Below are 18,046 nucleotides of genomic sequence, written 5' to 3'. Positions count from 1 at the left end.
ACAATCACGGGCCGTGCCGCTGCCCTCGGGGGCGCGCGGGGGGACTGAAGATGAGTGAGAAGGGGAGTGGCGCATATGGCGACGGACTACGACGCACCGCGTAAAAATGAAGAGGACCAGTCCGAGGAGAGCATCGAAGAGCTCAAGGCTCGTCGTCACGACAAGAACTCGGGCAAGGTTGACGAGGACGAGGCCGAGGCGGCTGAGTCGTTCGAGCTCCCGGGAGCCGACCTCAGCCACGAGGAGCTCGCGGTCGAGGTCAAGCCGAAGCAGGAGGACGAGTTCACCTGTATGAGCTGCTTCCTGGTCCACCACCGCAGCCAGCTGGCTGACGAGAAGAAGATGATCTGCTTCGACTGTGCGTAAGCGCAGTCAAACGCGCCGACTCGGCGAAAGCCCGGCGCAAGCCGGTCAGACAAGCAAAAGGCCGCACGGAAGATCCGTGCGGCCTCCTGCTATCTCACTCGATCCTGCTTCAGGACTCGTCCTTCTCCAGCTGCTTGGGTAACCGCCCGACCGACTTCACGTAGTAGTTGGCCGCGCGGCGCTGGGCGAACATCCGCGCGAGCGCGACGGTGGCGCCGGTCGCAGCGGACCAGAGCACGGCCTCCACGAGGCGTACGTCGGGGTCGGCGGGGTTGGCCGGTGGCTTGCGTCCGGTGGACGCCTTCCAGCCGGAGGAGAGGACCTTGTTGGTGACCTTGGCGGCCCCGATTCCGCTGACGAGGGCCATGATCGCCCAGACCTTGTCAGCCTTGTCGGCTTTGTCAGCCTTGGTGGACTTGGACATGGCTCGAGCCTAGGCCATGGCTCGCGGCTTGCCGTTCAGAGACTCGCTCGGAGGGCGTTGACGGTCTTCGCGAGGGCCACCGGGTGGCGGGTGAAGAGCAGCCAGTAGGGCGTCGGGTCGGCCGGGTCCTCGATGGTGACCCGCACCGCGCGCTTGAGATAGGGACGCAGCAGCAGGTACGCCCGGGCGTCGGCGTCACGCCCGGCAAGGTGATGTGCCTCGGTCTCGTCGAGAGCGACCGCCTCACCGAGGAAGCGCGCCTCGATCCGGGCGGGCCCGGCGCGCAGGACGCCGTCGGCGATCGTGATCTTGGCGTTGCCGAAGACGATCATGGCCAGCGCGAACAGGCTGGCGATCGCTGCGGTGATGCCCCAGGCGAGCGCGGCCGGAACCCACAGGATGACGGCGATCCACAGGGTCGCCAGGAACATGACGCCCTGGACCCACCACCGCAGCGGCACGGTCAGTCGCTCGTCGTACGCCGGGGTGCTCACGAATCGTGAGTTTTTCACGTCGGTCAAGCCAGTCACGAATCGGGTGAGCCTCTCAGCATCTAAGGTGCGGGTTGTGTCTGATCTCGAAGTAGCCATGGTCCGTCTCGACGCCGAGCTGCCGCCGCCTGCGTACGTCCACCCGGGCGATGCCGGAGCCGACCTGCGGACGACCGTGGACGTGACCCTGAAACCTGGCGAGCGCGCGCTGGTGCCGACCGGGATCGCGATGGCCCTGCCTGAAGGGTACGTCGGCCTGGTTCACCCGCGCTCCGGGCTGGCCGCCAAGCACGGGCTATCGATCGTCAACGCCCCCGGCACCGTCGACGCCGGCTACCGCGGCGAGGTGAAGGTGGCGCTGATCAACCTCGACCCCGTCGAGGCGATCGAGCTGCGCCGCGGCGACCGGGTCGCCCAGCTGGTGATCCAGCGCGTCGAGCAGGCTCGTTTCGTCGAGGTCTCCGAGTTGCCGGGCTCGGTTCGTGGCGATGGGGGATACGGTTCTACAGGGGGCTTCTCCAGCCGCTGAGGAATCAGTGTTAGATAGGTCTCCTCACAGAGTCACCGCAACCTGAAAGCAGATGGTCGTGAAGTTCCGTCGCAAGTCCACGCCCTCCCACCGGGGAGAGCCATCTGCACCGGTCGCGGACGGGCGGATCGCCCCCGAGCGGCCGGTGCCGGCGGCTCCCGAGATCGGGCCGTTCGACATCGACTCCGTCCCCGACGGGCTGATCACGGGCGACTGGGTGGACCTCGGCTCGATGATGCTCGCCCCGGCCCCGGGCAAGGAGCTGCGCCTGCAGGTGGATGAGAAGTCCGGGCAGATCGCGGCCGTGATGCTGACCGCCGATGACGGCGCCATGGAGCTGCGCGCCTTCGCCGCGCCCCGCAACGGCGACCTGTGGACCGAGTCGCTGCCGATGCTGCGCGAGGACGTCCAGCAGCGCGGCGGTGCCACCGCCGACCTGGAGGGCCCGTGGGGCACCGAGCTGATCACCCAGATGAAGGTCAAGCTGCCCGACGGCCAGCCGGCCGTCCAGCAGACCCGCATCATCGGCGTCAACGGCCCGCGCTGGATGCTCCGCGCGACCATGATGGGCCGCCCTGCGATGGAGCCGACCGCCGGCAAGGAGTGGGAGAAGCTCCTCGAGCGGGTCGTCGTGCGCCGTGGCGAGGGGGCCAAGCCGAAGGGCGAGGCGCTCGAGGTGAAGCTGCCGCCCAACGCGCGCCGCGTGGAGAAGTGAGCCAGTAGTGTCCAAGGGTCGGCTGCGCGCGAAGCTCAGTGAGTGGGCCAACACCGCCTCGATCGACGCGAGCGAGATCCGGGCGGCCTACGTCGCCAAGGATGTCGCCTCGATCGCAGACGCGCCCGACCGCGAGCCGGTGCGGCTGCGGGGGACGTTGCGTACGATCACGCTGCGACCCCGCGGCGGTGTCCCGGCGCTGGAGGCCGAGCTCTTCGACGGCTCCGGCACCCTGACGATCATCTGGCTGGGCCGCCGGCGCATCGCCGGGATCAGCCCGGGCCGGTCGCTGCAGGTGCAGGGCCGCATCGGCCGAACCGATGGCCAGCGCATCATGTTCAACCCCCGCTACGAGCTGATACCGGACCCCAACGAGTGAGCCAACCACACGTGAGCCCCACCTCTGAGACCCCTGCCGACGACGGCCGCGCCGAGGACGACCGCGCCGACGACCAGGCGGGCGAGCAGCACGACCACAACCATCCGACGGTCGACACCGTCGAGGCGGTCGTACGCCGCCAGATGTCCGCCGGGCTGGGCGGTGTGCGCGGGATGCTCGAGGCCGGCGTGCCCGGGCTGGTCTTCACCATCGCCTGGCTGGTGGTCAAGGACCTCAAGGTCGCGCTGATCGCCTCCGCGGCGACCGCGGCCGCCTTTTTGGTGGTCCGGCTCGTGCAGCGCTCGAGCCTGCAGTACGTCGGGAACGCCATCTTCGGCATCCTCATCGGCTTCGCAGTGGTGCGGCTGGCGCAGTCCATGGGCGGCACCGCCGAGGAGCAGGCGCTGGCCTACTTCCTGCCCGGCATCCTGATCAGCCTCGGCTACACCGTCGTCGTCGGCGGCCTGTGCCTGATCGGCTGGCCGATCTTCGGCTTCTTCATCGGCGTCGCCAGCGGCGATCCGCTCGAGTGGCACCAGGACAAGCAGATCGTGAAGCTGTGCTCGCGACTGACCTGGCTCTTCCTGGCTCCCGGCGCGATCGGCGCCGCGATCCAGGGCCCGATCTGGTTCCTGGCCTGGAGCGGTGCGATCGACCGCGACTGGGCGATCCTCGCCCTCGGGATCCTCCGCACCGGCCTCGGCTGGGTGCTGCGGATCGCCTGCTACGGCACCATGATCTGGCTCCTCGCGCGCAACCACACCCCGGTCCAGCGAGCTCGATGAACCCCTGACCACGAGCCCGACGAACTCTCAGCTCGCGGTTCGGATACGGTGCTGCGCGTGGAGCTGCGAGTGGTGAGACCGACGCGTGGAAGCGCGTGGCTCTCCCTGCTCGCCACGCTCGAGATCATGACCGGCGCGGCGCTGGCCCACCTGGCCGCGGGCGGCACGCTGCCGAGCGCCGGCTGGCTGGTCGCCACGGCCGGGGCCGTCTTCGGCGCCGGGCTCGTGGTGCTGCAGCGCCGAGTCGGCCTCGTTGCCGGTGCTGCGCTGGCGGGGCTGTCCCAGCTGGGGCTCCACGAGGTGTTCGTCGCATTCTCCGCCGCCCCCGGCGCCGAGCACCAGCACGCTGTCAGCACCTCCCTCGGCTCGGCCGAGGGTGTTGCGATGCTCCTGGCCCACGCCTGTGCCGCGGTGCTCTCCGTCGTGGTCTGGGTGCTGCACCGCCGGGCCCTCGCCGTGGCCGTACGCAGCCTCCCGGCGCCACGGATCGCACCCGTCGGCCGGCTCCTCGCCGAGGTGCGCCGGATCGTCCCGCGACCGGCCCTGTGGGCCCATGTCTCTCCGCGAAGAGGACCGCCGAGGCCGGCCGGCCTCTGAGATCCCTCTGCGAGCACCACCGGGTGAGTCCCGGTGGCTGTCTTGCGTACCCCGAAGAACTCGCGAGAAGAGAACCACGGATGTCCGTTCCGATCCAGTCCCAGACCGCCCCACCGGCCGAGCCAGGGACCGAGCCGCAGACCGAGCCGCCGATGCGCGGCTGGTGGCCGACGATCCGCCCGCTCGTGCTGCGGCTCCACTTCTACGCCGGGGTGCTGGTCGCCCCGTTCATCCTGGTCGCCTCGGTGACCGGGCTGCTCTACACGATCGCCCCGCAGGTCGAGCAGATCGCCTACCACGACCTGACCCATGTCACGCCGGCCGGCGAGAGGGCGACGCTCGCGGAGCAGGTCGCGGCCGCCCGGGCGAGCCACCCCGACGGTGAGATCCTGCGCGTCGACGTGCCGCCCGCCGCCGATCGCAGCACCCGGGTGGTCTTCACCGACGAGACCGTGCCTGATGACTACGCGATGTCGGTCTTCGTCGACCCCTACACCGCCGGCGTCGAGGGCCAGGTACGCAGCTACGGCCAGTGGCTCGGGTTCCGGGCGTGGCTCGACGAGCTGCACCGCAACCTGCACCTGGGTGCCTTCGGACGCCACTACAGCGAGCTCGCCGCGAGCTGGCTGTGGGTGGTCGTCCTCGGCGGGCTCGTGCTGTGGGTCGGCAGGGCGCGCCGTGACCGCCGCCTGCGCCGGCTGGTCACCCCCGACCCCACCGCCACCGGGCGTACCCGGGTGATGTCGTGGCACGCCGTCATCGGGGTGTGGCTCTTGCTGGGTGTGCTGGCGCTGTCGGTCTCCGGGCTGACCTGGTCGCGCTTCGCCGGGGCGAACATCGGCGAGGTGCGTACGGCACTGTCGTGGACCGAGCCCACGCCGGCCACCTCGCTGCACACCGGCGCCGCGGCAGAGCACGCGCATCATGATTCCTCGGGTGCAGCGGCGGGAGCCGATGACCCGGATGCGGTCTTCTCCGAGGGAGCCGGTGTCGACGGCGTGCTCGCGACCGCGCGCCGGGCCGGGCTGGGCGATCCGCTCTACCTCGTCCCGCCGGCCGACGGGGCCAGCGCCTGGACGGCCGCGGAGAACAAGCGCGACTGGCCGACCCGCTACGACGCCATCAGCGTCGACCCCACCACCGGCGCGATGCTGGACCGGGTCGACTTCGCCGACTGGCCGGTCATGGCCAAGCTGACCGACTGGGTCATCGGCGCCCACATGGGCATCCTGTTCGGCATCGTCAACCAGCTGGCGCTGGCGGCACTGGCGATCGGGCTGATCGTGACGACGCTGCTCGGCTACCGGATGTGGTGGCTGCGACGGCCACGCGGCTCAGCAGGGCTGCGGTTCGGCCGGCCGGCGCCGCGTGGGGCCTGGCGCCGGCTGCCCTGGCCGGCACTCACGGCCCTGGTCGCGGTCACCGCCGTGGTCGGCTGGTTCGTCCCGATGCTGGGAGTGAGCCTCGTCGGGTTCCTGGTCGTCGACGCCGCGCTCGGCGCGGTGCGTCGCCGGGGCTGACCCGGTCCGACTCAGGCGGCGCAGGCGGCGCAGAGGCCGAAGATCTCCACGGTGTGGTTGACGTCGGTGAAGCCGTTCTGCGCCGCCACCTTGTCGGCCCAGGTCTCCACGGCCGGGCCCTCGATCTCCACGGCCTTGCCGCAGGTGCGGCAGACCAGGTGGTGGTGATGGGTCGTGGAGGCGTCGCCGCACAGCCGGTAGGTGGACTCACCGTCGGGCTTGTGGATCACGTCGGCGAGTCCGTCGGCGACGAAGATCTGAAGGTGGCGGTAGACCGTGGAGAGTCCGATCTTCTCGCCGTTGGCGCGCAGCGTGGCGTAGACGTCCTGGGCGCTGCGGAAGGTGTCCTCGGCGGCGAGAGCCTCCTTCACCGCGGCGCCCTGGTTGGTTGCGCGCCGCTTGACCTGCTGGGTTGGTGCCATGGGCGCCATGTTAGTCGGTATCGGTATGGATCCCCTGACCAGTGGCACCGTCAGCAGGGCGGTCGATGACGAGAGGTGAGACAGCTGTGCCATAATGGGAACGATTCCCAATAAGACGAAAGGCTGTCATGTCACGCACGTGTCAGGTCACCGGAGCCCGCCCCGGCTTCGGCAACAACCGCCCCTGGTCCAAGAAGGCGACCCGACGACGCTGGGAGGTGAACCTGCAGAAGAAGACCTACTACGTCCCCAGCCTGGGCCGGAAGGTCACGCTGCGGCTCAGCACCCATGCGATCAAGCGGATCGACGTACGCGGCATCGACGCCGTCGTCGCCGAGATGCGTGCCCGAGGGGAGCGGGTCTGATGGCGAAGAAGTCCAAGATCGCGGCCGAGGCCAAGCGCCGCGAGATCGTGGAGCGGTACGCGGCACGTCGCGCCGAGATCAAGGAGCTCATCCGCACCGCCGAGCCGGGCTCGGCCGAGCAGGCCGAGGCGGTCCGCGCGCTGTCCCGTCTCCCGCGCGACTCCTCACCCGTACGCCTGCGCAACCGTGACCAGGTCGACGGCCGGCCCCGCGGGTATCTGCGCAAGGCGGGCGTCTCCCGGATCCGGTTCCGCGAGCTCGCGCACAAGGGACATCTGCCGGGGATCACCAAGTCGAGCTGGTGACGTCGAGAAAAGCCTAATCGGAACCATTCCGAATCGGCGAGGCGCAGCCTGCGTGCCATCGGGCTGTGCTAAAAACACGCACCATGAGCGAGCGCAAGCGAGCGACGGTAAGCCTCAGGCCGCCGCGTCCGTACTATTCCTCTCCGTCGACGGAGGCGGCGGCATGAGTACAAAGACCCCGGCGCGGGCGGCCGAGAAGTCCGGGTTCCGGCTGGGGCAGACAGAGGTCGTGGCGATCGTCCTGCTCGTCATCCTGCTCTCCCAGCGCTGGCTGCTGCCGCTCTTGGACCATGACCTGTTCAACACCTGGGGCACGATCTTCGTCGCCATCGTGGTGCAGTCGGCCCCGTTCCTGCTGGGCGGCGTGCTGCTCAGCGCCGTCATCTCGACCTTCCTCTCGGAGAAGGCGCTGAGCAGGATCGTGCCCAAGAGCCCGGCGCTCGGCGTCCCGGTCGCCGGCCTGGCCGGGATCGGGCTGCCGGGCTGCGAGTGCGCCGCGGTGCCGGTGACCAACTCACTGATCCGTCGTGGCGTGGCGCCCGCGGTCGCGCTGACGTTTCTGCTGGCCGCGCCCGCGGTCAACCCGGCGGTGCTCGTCTCGACGGCGGTCGCGTTCCCCGGCCAGCCGGTGATGGTGCTGGCGCGCTTCCTGGCGTCGCTGATCACGGCGGTGGCGGTGGGCTGGATCATGCTCGCCCGCGGCAAGCTGCTGCTCGAGCGCCTGACCAACCTGGGCCGCGACGAGCACGCTCACGACCGGTCGTTCCTCGGCACCGTCAGCCACGACTTCCTGCACGCCTCCGGCTTCCTGGTGCTGGGCGCCATGCTGGCCGCTGCGGTCAACACCTTCGTACCCCGTTCGGTGGTCAACACCGTCGCCGGTCAGGCGGTGCTGGGGATCGCCACACTGGCGCTGTTCGCGTTCATCGTGGCGCTCTGCTCGGAGTCCGACGCCTTCGTCGCGGCCTCGTTCACCGCCTTCTCCGACACCGCGAAGCTGGTCTTCCTCGTCGTCGGCCCCGCGATGGACATCAAGCTCGCCTCGATGGAGGCCGGCCAGTTCGGCATGGGCTTCGCGCTTCGCTTCGTACCCTTGGTGATCATCACGGCGGTCGCCTCCGCCGTCGGCATCGGATGGTGGCTGCTGTGACCCGTACTACCCAGGCCTTGGTGGTCGGCTTCCTCGGTGCCGTCCTGCTCCGGCTCTCGCTCGGCGAGGGCTACCTGAGGTACGTCACCGACTGGATGAAGTGGCCGCTGGTCGCCACCGGTGTGGTGCTGCTCGGGCTGACCGCGTGGATGCTGCTGCGTCCCGCGCCGGGCGAGGACGGCGGCGACGGCGCCCACGATCACAAGGTCCCGGCGATGACCTGGCTGGCGATCGTGCCCGGCGTGATTGTCTTCGTCGCCAGCCCGCCGTCCCTGGGCGCCTACCTCGCCGAGCGACGTGCCGACGATCCGGTTGCGGCGGCCCCGGATGCCGAGATCTTGCCGCTGCCCGCCTCCGAGGGGCCGGTCGATGTCGAGGTCGCCGAGTTCATGTGGCGAGCGGGGGTCGAGGACGGCTCGACGATCAAGGACCGCGACGTACGTCTCACCGGCTTCGTCAGCACCGACGAGAACGGCAACTGGTACGTCACCCGCATCGCCATCGCCTGCTGCGCCGCCGACGCGAGCGCCTCGCGGGTCCGGGTGGAGGACTACGACGACGCCCCGGAGCGCGACTCGTGGGTCGCGGTCACCGGTCGCTGGGTCGAGGGCACCGCGCCGGGCGGCAAGTCGGAGACGGCCATCGAGGCCGCCTCCGTCGAGCCGCGCGAGGCGCCGGCCAACACCTATCAGTGAGCACCGATGGCTGACCCGAGACGCTCCGGCAACCCCGCCCGCCGGGCCGAGGCGCAGCGGGAGCCGACCTGGCGCGACCGGCTCCCGCACCCGCCACGTGCGCTCGTCATCGGCGTGCTCATCGCGATCGCGATCGGGGTCGTGGTGCTCACCCGCGACCTGGACGGTGGAGACGCCCCGGCGGTCTCGGCCCCTTCGGGCGCGACCTCGTCGGCTCCGGTTGCCGTGGGCCCGGTTGCGTCCCTGGAGGAGTTCTGCGGTGCCGTACAGACCATGGCGAACGCCCACGCGACCCAGATGACCACCCCGAACGACGAGAACGAGACGGCCCTGGGCCTGGCGTCGACGGACCTGCAGTCGATGGGCGTCCCGGAAGGCACGCCTGCGGCCGCCGTCGAGGGCGTACGCATGATGATCGAGGACGCCCTGCGCACCGGCCGCGGCCAGGACCCGCTGGAGCGCAGCGAGGCCCAGAACCTCGCCTACGAGCGCCTCGGCGAGTTCCTCACCGAGAGCTGCGGCGCGGCCTAGGCGGGGTTCTCCGCATCGATCACGAGTCACATCAGCGCCGACGGAGCAGGACGACCGAGTCCTCGAGGGTGGCCTCCTCGCCGGACGGGCTGGTGACGGGACGGTTGCGGTGCTCGAGCACGACCGTCTCCCAGCTCTCCTCGGGCAGGTCGAGCGCGGCCAGCTCCTCCTTGGCGTCGAGGAAGCGGTGCTCGTGCGCGGAGGCGTCGGCCCACGGCGGAGCGGCGGCGTGGGAGGTGACCAGGAGGTGTCCGCCCGGGCTGACCAGCCCGGCGGCCCGGCGCAGGATGTCGGTGCGCGGCAGCTCGACGGGGGAGTGGAAGAAGCTCGCGGTGACCAGGTCATAGCTCTCGCCGAGGTCGGACGGCGACGAGAGGTCGGAGACGGCGAACCGCGCCTGCTCCTCGGCGAGCCCGGCGGCCGCGGCGGCCTCGCGGCCGCGGGCGACGGCGTTCTCGGAGATGTCGATGCCGGTCGCCTGCCAGCCGTGCTGTGCCAGCCAGATGACGTCGGCGCCCTCGCCGGAACCGAGGTCGAGCGAGGTCCCGGGCGAGAGGTCGGCGGCGATGTCACCGAGCACCGTGTTGACCTTGCCGGACCAGATCCGGTCGCTGCCGGCGTACTTCTCCTGCCAGAAGTCCGCGGGGGTGGGCCCGGCGACGGCGCGGTCGAAGTCGTCGGTCACCAGGGTCGCGTTCACGACGCTGCCGGCCATCGTGCCGGCGCACATGCTGATCGGGACGTTGGCCATCGGGTTGGAGACGTTGCCGACGGCCCAGATCCGGTCGCTGCTGGTCTTGCCGGTCGCGTCGACGGCGAGGAAGCTGCCGACCGGAGCGTCGGCGCGGTCGAGGCCGAGGTGGGTCAGGAAGCCGTCGTGCGGGCGCAGGGTGCCGGCGGTGAAGATGGCGCCGACCTCGGTGGTCAGTCCGTCCGCGGTACGCACCGCCGTGACCTGGTCGCCCTCGCCGAGAACCTCGGTGACCGGAGCGGTCACCAGGGTGATCCCGCGCGAGAGCAGCCGCTGCTCGTCGGCCTCCTCGAGCGGGCCCAGCCCCGCCGTGAAGACGACGACGTCGTCGCTCCACTGCCGAATCAGCTGCGCCTGGTGCATCCCGAGCGGTGAGGTGGTCAGGACTCCGATCCGCCGCCCGCGCACCTCCCAGCCGTGGCAGTAGGGGCAGTGCAGCACGGTGGCACCCCAGCGCTCGGCCAGCCCGGGGATATCGGGAAGCTCGTCAGTGACGCCGGTGGCGACGATCGCGATCCGGCCGGTGATCCGCTCACCGTCCTCCAGCAGGACGCTCACTCCTTCCTCGGTCTCGTCGAGGCGGGCGACCTGCCCGGAACGGATCCCCACGTCGTACGCCGCGAGCTCCTCGCGTCCCTTGCGCAGCAGCTCGGCGGGGTCGATGCCCTCGTGGCCGAGGACGCCGTGCATGTGCGTGGCGAAGCGGTTGCGGGGCAGGCCGGAGTCGACCACGAGGGTCCTGCGGCGGGAGCGGCCGAGCATGAGAGCCGCGGAGAGGCCGGCGGCACCGCCGCCGATGACGATCACGTCGAGGTGTTCTGTGTGTGCGTTCATGTCATCCAGTTCAGTGGCACAATGAAGAAACGGCAAGGAGTCTTGCTGAAACGGCAAATGGGAGATGGAGCACATGATCGACGAGCTGAAGCAGGTCGGCCCCCGGATCCGGGCCATCCGGCACAGCAAGGGCTGGACCCTGGAGCAGCTGGCCGCGATGGCGGAGATGTCGCCGAGCACGCTGTCCCGGCTCGAGTCGGGCAAGCGCCAGGCGAGCCTGGAGTTGCTCATCCCGCTGACCCGCCACATCGGCGTCGGCCTCGACAGCCTGGTGACACCCTCGGTCCCGGACCCCCGCGTCCGCCGTCCCGTGATCCGCAAGGACGGCATGGAGATCGCGCCCCTGACTCCGGAGGGCTCGCCGGTCAGCACCTTCAAGATCACCTACGAGCCAGTCGCCGAGGTGCCGGAGCCACGGGTCCACGACGGCTACGAGTGGCTCTATGTCATCTCCGGGAAGCTCCGGCTGCTGCTGGGCGACCGCGACCTGGTGCTGACCCGCGGGGAGGCCGCCGAGTTCGACACCCGGGTGCCGCACGCGATGTTCGCGACCGGGTCGCGCCCGGCGCAGGTGCTGAGCATCTTCAACAGCGACGGCGTACGCATGCACACCCATACCGCCGAGGAGTGATGTTCGCCTCGATGCGAGAGAAGGGGACACGATGTGAGTAAGATGAGAACCGTTATCATTAACGACAACGGGAGGTCCCCATGAAGCAAGGCATCCACCCCGTCTCCGGGCCGGTCGTCTTCCGCGACCGCTCGGCGGACAGGCTCTTTCTGATGCAGTCGACGATCCTCGAGCGTCTCGCCGAGGACCACGAGCGGGTCACCTGGGAGAACGGCGAGAGCTACCCGGTCGTCGACGTCGACGTCTCCAGTGCCAGCCACCCGTTCTGGACGGGACGGGGCCGGGTGGTGGACACCGAGGGACGAGTGGAGCGGTTCAAGCGCCGCTACGGGCGCGGCTGATGAGCGAGCGTCAGCGAGCGACCATCGAAGGTCTCAGCGCGCCGCGTCCGTATTCTGGCGCTTGCGCTACGGAGGTGGCGCGATGAGTACGCCCCGGCCGCGGTCGCCCCGCAAGCTCTCGCGCCCGAAGGTGCCGGTGGTCCTGGTGAGCGGGGTCGCGGAGAGCGCGATGCTCTCGGCGACCATCTCGCTCCAGTTCGGCCTCCCCGACGCGGTCATGGTGCGCCACGTGATCGACCCGGAGCGCCAGCTCCTCACCCGTGTCGTCAGTGACCTGAGCGGAGTGATCGAGCACGAGGAGATCAACCTCGCCCACGCCTGCGTCGCCTGCGCGATCCGCGAGGACATCGTGCCGACGCTCGAGCGTCTCGCTGCCCAGGGCCGCTGGGGGAGCATCGTGGCCTGCCTGCCGGTCGCCGCCGAGGCGATCCAGGTCTGCCGGGTGCTGGCCTGGGCCCCGCGGATGGCGCCGCACATCAGCGTCGCCGCCGTCGTCGCGGCGCTCGAGGGTGAGACCGTCGCCGAGGACCTCCTCGGTCCCGACCTTCTCGACGAGCGCGGACTGGCGACCTCCGAGGACGACCGTCGCGGCGTCGCCGAGGTCGCCAGCGCGATCGTCGAGTACGCCGACGTCGTCAGCATCACCGAGGTCCCCGACCCCGAGGAGGGGTCGCTGGTCGCGACCCTCGCCCGCCCCGGTGTGCCGGTGGTGACCGATCCCTCGCTCCTGGACGCCGCCGGCCTGGTCGCCGGCGTGCACCGCCACCACGCGGTGGAGGCCTGGGTGGCCGAGGTGCGCCGCAACCCGCTGCCGCCGCTTCCCGAGGGCGGCGCCTGGCGGCTCGACCTCCGCTCGGAGCGTCCGATCCACCCGGTCCGGTTCCAGGAGGAGCTGGAGGTCCTCGGCGGTGGGCCGCGCCGCTCGCGCGGCTGCTTCTGGGTGCCGACCCGCCCCGATGACATCTGTGTCTGGGACGGCGCCGGCGGCCAGGCCAGCGTCGGCTCGACCCAGAAGTGGGGCCGCGCGGAGCGGCTCACCCGGATCGTCGTGGTCGGCATCGACGACGACGCCGACCAGATCCCGCGGGCCTTCCACAGGGCTCTGCTCACCGACCAGGAGATCGCCCAGCGCGGCCAGATCTGGGAGGAGTCCTGGGACGGGCTCGAGGTCTGGCTCGGCCCCATCGGCCGCGCCGCCTGAATCGCATCAACACCACCCGAAGGAGGCCGCCATGGCCGTACCCAAGCGCAAACTGTCGCGCAGCAACACCCGCCACCGCCGCTCGAGCTGGAAGGCGACCCCGGTAGCGCTCGTGCCCGTGACCGTCGACGGTCAGAGCTACGACGTACCTCGTCGCCTGGTCCGCGCGGTCCAGCGCGGCTACCTCGACCCCGCCACGCTCCGCGCGGTCCAGCGCGGCTACCTCGACCCCGCCACGCTCCGCTGAGAGACTTTGCTGAAAGGAAACCGATCAGATGCCCAAGCGACCGCCGTCTCCGGTCCGCAAACGGCGCAAGCCGCTGCTGGCGCCGGACGTGACCTACGTCGACTACAAGGACGTGCAGCTGCTGCGTACGTTCATCTCCGACCGCGGCAAGATCCGCTCGCGCCGCGTCACCGGACTCACCCCGCAACAGCAGCGCGCCGTGACCAAGGCGATCAAGAACGCCCGCGAGGTCGCGCTGCTGCCTTACACGAGCACGAAGGGATAGACCCCCATGAAGGTCGTCAACTCCATCCGCTCGCTGAAGAACCAGCCCGGCTCCCAGGTCGTACGCCGCCGCGGCCGGGTCTTCGTGATCAACAAGCTGAACCCGCGGCTGAAGGCCCGACAGGGCTGATCGAACGCGTCGACGGCGCCGAGTCCCTTGTCGGGGCTCGGCGCCGTCGTGCGTCGCGAACCATGATCACCAGATGGCGGCTCCGGGCGCCGCGAGTCTCAGCGTTCCTCGCGGAACTCGACGTGGCGTCGCACCAGGAACTTGATCTTGGGGCGTACGTCCGACGACCTGCTTGCCATGCTCAATCCTCACTAATGAGAACGATTATCGCTCATATGATAGCGCGAGGCCTCAACGTGGAAAACGTGAGAAGGGCCGGATCGAATCGATCCGGCCCTTCTCAGGTGTCAAGGGACTCAGCCCTTGGCGACCCGCTCCTTGAAAGCAGAGCCGGCCTTGAACGCCGGGCCCTTCGAGGCCGGGATCTTGATCTCGGCGCCGGTCTGCGGGTTGCGGCCGGTGCGCGCCGAGCGCTCGCGCGACTCGAACGTACCGAAGCCGGGCAGCGTGACCTTGTCGCCGTTGGCAACGGCCGCGCTGATCGCCTCGATAGCGGCACCCAGGGCGGCAGAGGCCTGCGTCTGGGTGATCTCCGCCTGCTTGGCGATTTCGCTCACCAGGTCGGTGCGGTTCATGCGATCTCCTTTAATCGTTGATCCGAGCCGCAAGGTTGACGAGATGCGGCTCGTCGCCAGCGTAGGCCAGACGTGGGGATGTTCCACGTTCACGCGCCGCGTGTCCCGCGTGGTTACGCGGTTTGCGGGCCTTCGAGGAGCCGCCATCCTTCTGCTTGGGTACGTTCGCGCCAGAAGTCGAGGTAGCGCCCGCCGTGGGCAAGGAGCTCCTCGTGGGACCCGCGCTCCACGATCCGGCCGCCGTCGAGGACGACGATCTGGTCGGCGGCGACGACGGTCTGGAGCCGGTGGGCGATGACGATGACCGTCCGATCGGCCGACAGCGCGGTCAGCGCCTCCTGCACCGCGGCCTCGTTCTCGGCGTCGAGGGCGGCGGTCGCCTCGTCGAGAAGGACGACGGGGGCGTCCTTCAGCAGCGCGCGGGCGATCGAGACCCGCTGCTTCTCACCGCCCGAGAGCGTGGAGCCGGCTTCGCCGATCCGGGTCTGCCAGCCGTGGGGGAGGCGCTCGACGATGTCGTCAACCCGGGCCAGCCGGGCAGCTTCGCGCAGTTCGTCGTCGGTGGCCTCGGGCCGCGACATCATCACGTTGTCCCGCAGGGTGCCCTCGAAGAGGTAGACGTCCTGGAAGACGATCGAGACGCGGTTCATCAACGCCTCTGTCCCCAGGTCGCGTACGTCGACGCCACCGAGCATCACCGAGCCGGCCGTGACGTCGTGGAACCGGGCGACCAGGCGCAGCAGGGTGCTCTTGCCCGAGCCGGACGGGCCGACCACGGCGGTCAGCGACCGCGGCGAGGCGAGGAGGGACACCTCGTCGAGGACCCGGGCGGTGCTGTCGTAGGAGAAGGACACGCCGCGCAGCTCGATGCCGCTGTCGGCAGGCTCGCCGGGCGCGGCGGGCTCGGGCAGCGGGTCGAGGGCGAGCACGTCGAGGACACGTCGCAACGAGCCCTCGGCGATCCGCAGCGCGCTGGAGAGCTCGCCGTAGTCGATCAGCGACTCCACGAACCGCACCGTGAGGACGAGGAGCCCGATCGCGGTGGCCGGGGCGAGCGTCCCGCCGAGGCTGAGGTGGACCGCCAGCGCGATCACCAGGGTGAGCAGCGCCTGGATGGAGAGGAGCTGGATCCCCAGGCCGCCGAACCCGGTCACCAGCAGCCGTCGCGAGGCCCGCCGCTGCTCCTTCAGCGCGGTCTCGACCAGCTCGTTGCCGTGCACGGTGCGCCCGAAGACGCGCAGCGCCGGCTGGTTGAGCGCGAACTCGACCACACGTGCCGAGCCCTCCGCCATCGCCGCGTCGTAGGCGCCCTCGCCGCGGCCGACGATCGTCGCCAGGAGCCGCGTGGTGGCCAGCACCGCGAGCACCCCGACGAGGAGTGCGAGGGCCAGGTGCCACTCCAGGAAGGCCATCGCAACGACCACCGTGACCGGGCTGACCACGGCAGCGATCAGCGGCCGCAGCAGATGCCCCGGCACCGAGGCGATGTCGGTGGCGCCCTTGGAGGCCATCCGGGAGAGCTGCCCGGTGCGGTCCTGGTCGTACCAGCCCAGCGGCAGCCGCACGGTGTGGTCGCCGAGCCGGGCCAGGGTGATGTCGAGCAGGTCGCAGGCCAGGTCGTAGCCGTCCAGGTTGCCCACCGTCAGGGCGACGTGATGGGCCACGAAGAGGCCGGCGAGCACAAGCAGCCAGGAGGTCGCGGCGTCCCAGTCCTGGCGCAGCGCGGCGTCCAGGACCGGCACCACACAGGCGAAGGCCAGACCCTGGAGTACGCCGGTGGTGACGAACATCGCGACCACGCGCGCGAGCTGGCGCCGATGAGGCTGATCGACGAGGTCGGCGAGGAGCCGGACGATGGTGATCATGCCGACTCCTCTTCCTCGCCGTTGTCGGTCGAGCCGCCGGAGCCGCTAGGCGAAGGCGTGTCGAGCGTTGTATCGAGCTGGTCGAGATGACCAACACATTCTCTGTGCGCGCTCATCACGACTGCGTTGGTCTCGACACGCTCGGCCGCAGGCGGCCTCACGGCTCGACCGGCGGGGGCCGGGTGGGCGCGCTGGTCGGCGGCCCAGAGCCGGGCGTAGCGCCCGCCCCGGGCGAGGAGCTCCTCGTGGCTGCCGAGCTCGGCGACCCGGCCCTCCTCGAGAACCACGATCTGATCGGCCGCGGTGACCGTCGAGAGCCGATGCGCGATCACCAGCAGCGTACGTCCGGCGACGAGGCGGGACAGGGCCCGCTGCACGAGCGCCTCCGACTCAGGATCGGCGGCGGCGGTGGCCTCGTCGAGGACCAGGATCGGGGTGTCGGACAGCAGGGCGCGGGCTATCGCGACCCGCTGCCGCTCGCCACCGGAGAGCTGGCCGTCCTCGCCCACCACCGAGTCGTAGCCGCGTGGCAGCTCCGCGATGCGGTCGGCGATCTGCGCGGCCTCTGCCGCGCGGCGTACGTCCTCGTCCGGCGCCTGGGGGTGGGCGAGCCGGATGTTGTCCCGGATCGAGGTACGCAGCAGCCCGGTGTCCTGGAAGACGAAGGAGACCTGCTCGTAGAGCTGCGCGCTCGTCATCTCGCGCAGATCCACCCCGGCGATGCTGATCCGGCCGGCGCTCGGGTCGGCGAAGCGGGGCAGCAGCTTGGCCAGCGTCGACTTGCCCGACCCGGAGTGGCCCACGAGCGCGGTCACCGTGCCGGGCTCGAGGACCAGGTCGATGTCGTGGAGCACCGGCGGCGCGCCGGGGGAGTAGGCGAAGGAGACCTCGCGGATCTCCACCCGGGCAGAGACGGGGGCCGCGATCGGAACGGCCGGTTCGGGGAGCTCCGGCTCGGCCAGCAGCCGCTGGATGCGCCGGGCCGCCTCTGTGGCCTCGCGCAGCTCGCGGGCGGCATAGCCGGCGACGGTGACCGGCGCGGTCATCGCCAGCCCGAGGACGAGGAACGGCACCAGGTCCGGACCCGTGATCCACGAGGCCCGAAGCATCCAGATCCCGGCGCCGAGCACGAGGACCAGGGTCAGCGCCGGGGTCAGGGCGAGCTCCATCAGCAGCATCCCGAGCGCGGAGTGACGCATCCAGGCCCGGTTGAACCCGCCGAACCGGGTGGCGACCTCGGCCAGCCGCCGGTGAGCCTGCCCGGTGGCGCCGAACGTCTTGATCTCCGCGATCCCGCCCGTGTTCTCGACCGTGGCCGCGGCGAGCTCGGCCAGCCCGGCGTCGTAGTCACGGTAGAGCGTCACGGCACCTCGCATCGAGATCCGGAACCCGACCAGCCCGAGCGCGAGCGGGAGCAGAGTGACCAGGGCGAGCGGCGCGGAGACCACGAAGAGGTAGCCGGCGACGACCACGGGCAGCGTGATCGCCGCGGTGAGCTCCATGACCGAGTGGGCGACCAGGTGGTGCAGCGCCGCCACGTCGTCCTGGACGGCCTTCTTGACGGTGCCGGAGTTGCGTTCGGTGAACCAGGCCAGCGGCACCCGGCCGAGCCGGGCGACCAGCAGCCGGCGCAGGTGGATGGAGAGGTCGAGGTCGGCGACGTGGGAGAGCCAGGACGAGCCGAGAACGGTCGCCAGCCGCACCAGCAGCGCCGCCACGCTCACCCAGACCACGAGCCAGGCGCGGTCTTCGTCGACAGCGGCGCCGGATGCGGCGGGCAGCAGGATCCGGGCGAGCTCGACGATCCCGACCAGCGGCACCAGCCCGGCGACGGTCGAGACGACCATCAGCAGCAAGCTGCCGACCAGCCTTCCCCGGACAGGACGAAGAGTCTGGAGGAGGGGAGAGCGAGCCAACTGTCGTCCTGCCGAGA

25 protein-coding genes are annotated in these 18,046 nt (G+C 70.5%); 18 read left to right on the top strand and 7 right to left on the bottom strand.

The features are described from left to right. Window positions 1-75: 75 nt before the first annotated feature. Window positions 76-366 (top strand): DUF4193 domain-containing protein, encoded by a 291-nt coding sequence (locus ABZ796_RS15305; RefSeq protein WP_040755057.1) that lies wholly within the window; start codon window positions 76-78, stop codon window positions 364-366. Window positions 367-475: 109 nt separating this feature from the next. On the opposite strand, the gene ABZ796_RS15300 is transcribed toward ABZ796_RS15305, so the two are convergent. Both ABZ796_RS15300 and ABZ796_RS15295 read right to left on the bottom strand, forming a co-directional pair. Continuing rightward, the gene (locus ABZ796_RS15300; protein ID WP_357337915.1) at window positions 476-790 is read right to left on the bottom strand and encodes a DUF4235 domain-containing protein; all 315 of its coding nucleotides are present in this window, start codon (window positions 788-790) and stop codon (window positions 476-478) included. Between the two features lie 35 nt (window positions 791-825). Then, complete coding sequence (locus tag ABZ796_RS15295) at window positions 826-1,284, bottom strand: DUF3093 domain-containing protein (RefSeq protein WP_357337913.1); 459 nt, start codon at window positions 1,282-1,284, stop codon at window positions 826-828. Window positions 1,285-1,357: 73 nt separating this feature from the next. Between ABZ796_RS15295 and dut the strand changes: the two genes are divergently transcribed. From dut to ABZ796_RS15265, 6 genes are all read left to right on the top strand, one after another. Further along, window positions 1,358-1,810 (top strand): dUTP diphosphatase, encoded by a 453-nt coding sequence (gene dut / locus ABZ796_RS15290; RefSeq protein ID WP_357337912.1) that lies wholly within the window; start codon window positions 1,358-1,360, stop codon window positions 1,808-1,810. 52 nt (window positions 1,811-1,862) lie between these two features. Next, window positions 1,863-2,525 (top strand): DUF3710 domain-containing protein, encoded by a 663-nt coding sequence (locus ABZ796_RS15285; RefSeq protein ID WP_357337910.1) that lies wholly within the window; start codon window positions 1,863-1,865, stop codon window positions 2,523-2,525. A gap of 7 nt (window positions 2,526-2,532) precedes the next feature. Then, window positions 2,533-2,904, top strand: coding sequence for an OB-fold nucleic acid binding domain-containing protein (locus ABZ796_RS15280; RefSeq protein ID WP_160023048.1), 372 nt, complete (start codon window positions 2,533-2,535; stop codon window positions 2,902-2,904). Window positions 2,905-2,915: 11 nt separating this feature from the next. Next, window positions 2,916-3,689: a DUF3159 domain-containing protein gene (locus tag ABZ796_RS15275; RefSeq protein WP_357337909.1), complete on the top strand. Its 774-nt coding sequence runs from the start codon at window positions 2,916-2,918 to the stop codon at window positions 3,687-3,689. A 57-nt stretch (window positions 3,690-3,746) separates the two neighbouring features. Further along, window positions 3,747-4,286, top strand: coding sequence for a cell division protein FtsQ (locus ABZ796_RS15270; RefSeq protein ID WP_357337907.1), 540 nt, complete (start codon window positions 3,747-3,749; stop codon window positions 4,284-4,286). Between the two features lie 80 nt (window positions 4,287-4,366). Continuing rightward, window positions 4,367-5,806 (top strand): PepSY domain-containing protein, encoded by a 1,440-nt coding sequence (locus ABZ796_RS15265; RefSeq protein ID WP_357337906.1) that lies wholly within the window; start codon window positions 4,367-4,369, stop codon window positions 5,804-5,806. Window positions 5,807-5,817: 11 nt separating this feature from the next. On the opposite strand, the gene ABZ796_RS15260 is transcribed toward ABZ796_RS15265, so the two are convergent. Next, entirely contained in the window at window positions 5,818-6,228 is a 411-nt protein-coding gene (locus ABZ796_RS15260; protein WP_357337905.1) for a transcriptional repressor, read from the bottom strand. Window positions 6,229-6,356: 128 nt separating this feature from the next. Here ABZ796_RS15260 and rpmB point away from each other — a divergent pair, with 128 nt between their 5' ends. The 5 genes from rpmB to ABZ796_RS15235 all read left to right on the top strand — a co-directional run bounded on the left by rpmB (window position 6,357) and on the right by ABZ796_RS15235 (window position 9,274). Continuing rightward, complete coding sequence (gene rpmB, locus ABZ796_RS15255) at window positions 6,357-6,593, top strand: 50S ribosomal protein L28 (RefSeq protein ID WP_357337903.1); 237 nt, start codon at window positions 6,357-6,359, stop codon at window positions 6,591-6,593. Further along, window positions 6,593-6,898: a 30S ribosomal protein S14 gene (rpsN, locus tag ABZ796_RS15250; RefSeq protein ID WP_357337902.1), complete on the top strand. Its 306-nt coding sequence runs from the start codon at window positions 6,593-6,595 to the stop codon at window positions 6,896-6,898. The genes rpmB and rpsN overlap by 1 nt, the downstream gene beginning before the upstream one ends. Before the next feature lie 163 nt (window positions 6,899-7,061). Further along, the gene (locus ABZ796_RS15245) at window positions 7,062-8,048 is read left to right on the top strand and encodes a permease (protein ID WP_357337900.1); all 987 of its coding nucleotides are present in this window, start codon (window positions 7,062-7,064) and stop codon (window positions 8,046-8,048) included. Beyond that, the gene (locus tag ABZ796_RS15240; RefSeq protein ID WP_357337898.1) at window positions 8,045-8,743 is read left to right on the top strand and encodes a TIGR03943 family protein; all 699 of its coding nucleotides are present in this window, start codon (window positions 8,045-8,047) and stop codon (window positions 8,741-8,743) included. The genes ABZ796_RS15245 and ABZ796_RS15240 overlap by 4 nt, the downstream gene beginning before the upstream one ends. A 6-nt stretch (window positions 8,744-8,749) precedes the next feature. Further along, window positions 8,750-9,274, top strand: a complete 525-nt coding sequence (locus ABZ796_RS15235) for a hypothetical protein (RefSeq protein WP_357337897.1) — start codon at window positions 8,750-8,752, stop codon at window positions 9,272-9,274. Between the two features lie 31 nt (window positions 9,275-9,305). On the opposite strand, the gene ABZ796_RS15230 is transcribed toward ABZ796_RS15235, so the two are convergent. Then, window positions 9,306-10,859: an SAM-dependent methyltransferase gene (locus tag ABZ796_RS15230; protein ID WP_357337896.1), complete on the bottom strand. Its 1,554-nt coding sequence runs from the start codon at window positions 10,857-10,859 to the stop codon at window positions 9,306-9,308. Window positions 10,860-10,932: 73 nt separating this feature from the next. Between ABZ796_RS15230 and ABZ796_RS15225 the strand changes: the two genes are divergently transcribed. The 6 genes from ABZ796_RS15225 (at window position 10,933) to ykgO (ending at window position 13,673) form a co-directional block, all read left to right on the top strand. Continuing rightward, window positions 10,933-11,490, top strand: a complete 558-nt coding sequence (locus ABZ796_RS15225) for an XRE family transcriptional regulator (protein WP_357337894.1) — start codon at window positions 10,933-10,935, stop codon at window positions 11,488-11,490. An 80-nt stretch (window positions 11,491-11,570) separates the two neighbouring features. Continuing rightward, complete coding sequence (locus tag ABZ796_RS15220) at window positions 11,571-11,831, top strand: type B 50S ribosomal protein L31 (protein WP_357337893.1); 261 nt, start codon at window positions 11,571-11,573, stop codon at window positions 11,829-11,831. 82 nt (window positions 11,832-11,913) lie between these two features. Then, window positions 11,914-13,032 (top strand): GTP-binding protein, encoded by a 1,119-nt coding sequence (locus ABZ796_RS15215; protein WP_357337891.1) that lies wholly within the window; start codon window positions 11,914-11,916, stop codon window positions 13,030-13,032. A gap of 31 nt (window positions 13,033-13,063) precedes the next feature. Next, entirely contained in the window at window positions 13,064-13,279 is a 216-nt protein-coding gene (rpmF, locus tag ABZ796_RS15210) for a 50S ribosomal protein L32 (protein ID WP_357337890.1), read from the top strand. Between the two features lie 28 nt (window positions 13,280-13,307). Beyond that, window positions 13,308-13,544, top strand: coding sequence for a 30S ribosomal protein S18 (rpsR, locus tag ABZ796_RS15205; protein ID WP_141804807.1), 237 nt, complete (start codon window positions 13,308-13,310; stop codon window positions 13,542-13,544). Between the two features lie 6 nt (window positions 13,545-13,550). Beyond that, window positions 13,551-13,673: a type B 50S ribosomal protein L36 gene (ykgO, locus tag ABZ796_RS15200; protein WP_357337888.1), complete on the top strand. Its 123-nt coding sequence runs from the start codon at window positions 13,551-13,553 to the stop codon at window positions 13,671-13,673. 296 nt (window positions 13,674-13,969) lie between these two features. Here the strand turns inward: ykgO and ABZ796_RS15195 are convergent, their stop codons facing one another. The 3 genes from ABZ796_RS15195 to ABZ796_RS15185 form a co-directional block, all read right to left on the bottom strand. Beyond that, the gene (locus ABZ796_RS15195) at window positions 13,970-14,248 is read right to left on the bottom strand and encodes an HU family DNA-binding protein (protein WP_160023086.1); all 279 of its coding nucleotides are present in this window, start codon (window positions 14,246-14,248) and stop codon (window positions 13,970-13,972) included. Between the two features lie 113 nt (window positions 14,249-14,361). Then, window positions 14,362-16,113 (bottom strand): ABC transporter ATP-binding protein, encoded by a 1,752-nt coding sequence (locus ABZ796_RS15190; RefSeq protein WP_357337887.1) that lies wholly within the window; start codon window positions 16,111-16,113, stop codon window positions 14,362-14,364. Then, window positions 16,110-17,960, bottom strand: coding sequence for an ABC transporter ATP-binding protein (locus ABZ796_RS15185; protein ID WP_357337885.1), 1,851 nt, complete (start codon window positions 17,958-17,960; stop codon window positions 16,110-16,112). The genes ABZ796_RS15190 and ABZ796_RS15185 overlap by 4 nt, the downstream gene beginning before the upstream one ends. Between the last annotated feature and the right edge of the window lie 86 nt (window positions 17,961-18,046).

This window comes from Nocardioides sp. NPDC047086 (assembly GCF_040643685.1).
In the GTDB taxonomy this organism is placed as follows: Bacteria; Actinomycetota; Actinomycetes; order Propionibacteriales; family Nocardioidaceae; genus Nocardioides.
Note: the sequence above shows the minus strand (reverse complement) of the source record. Positions and strands in the feature narration are given on the sequence as shown.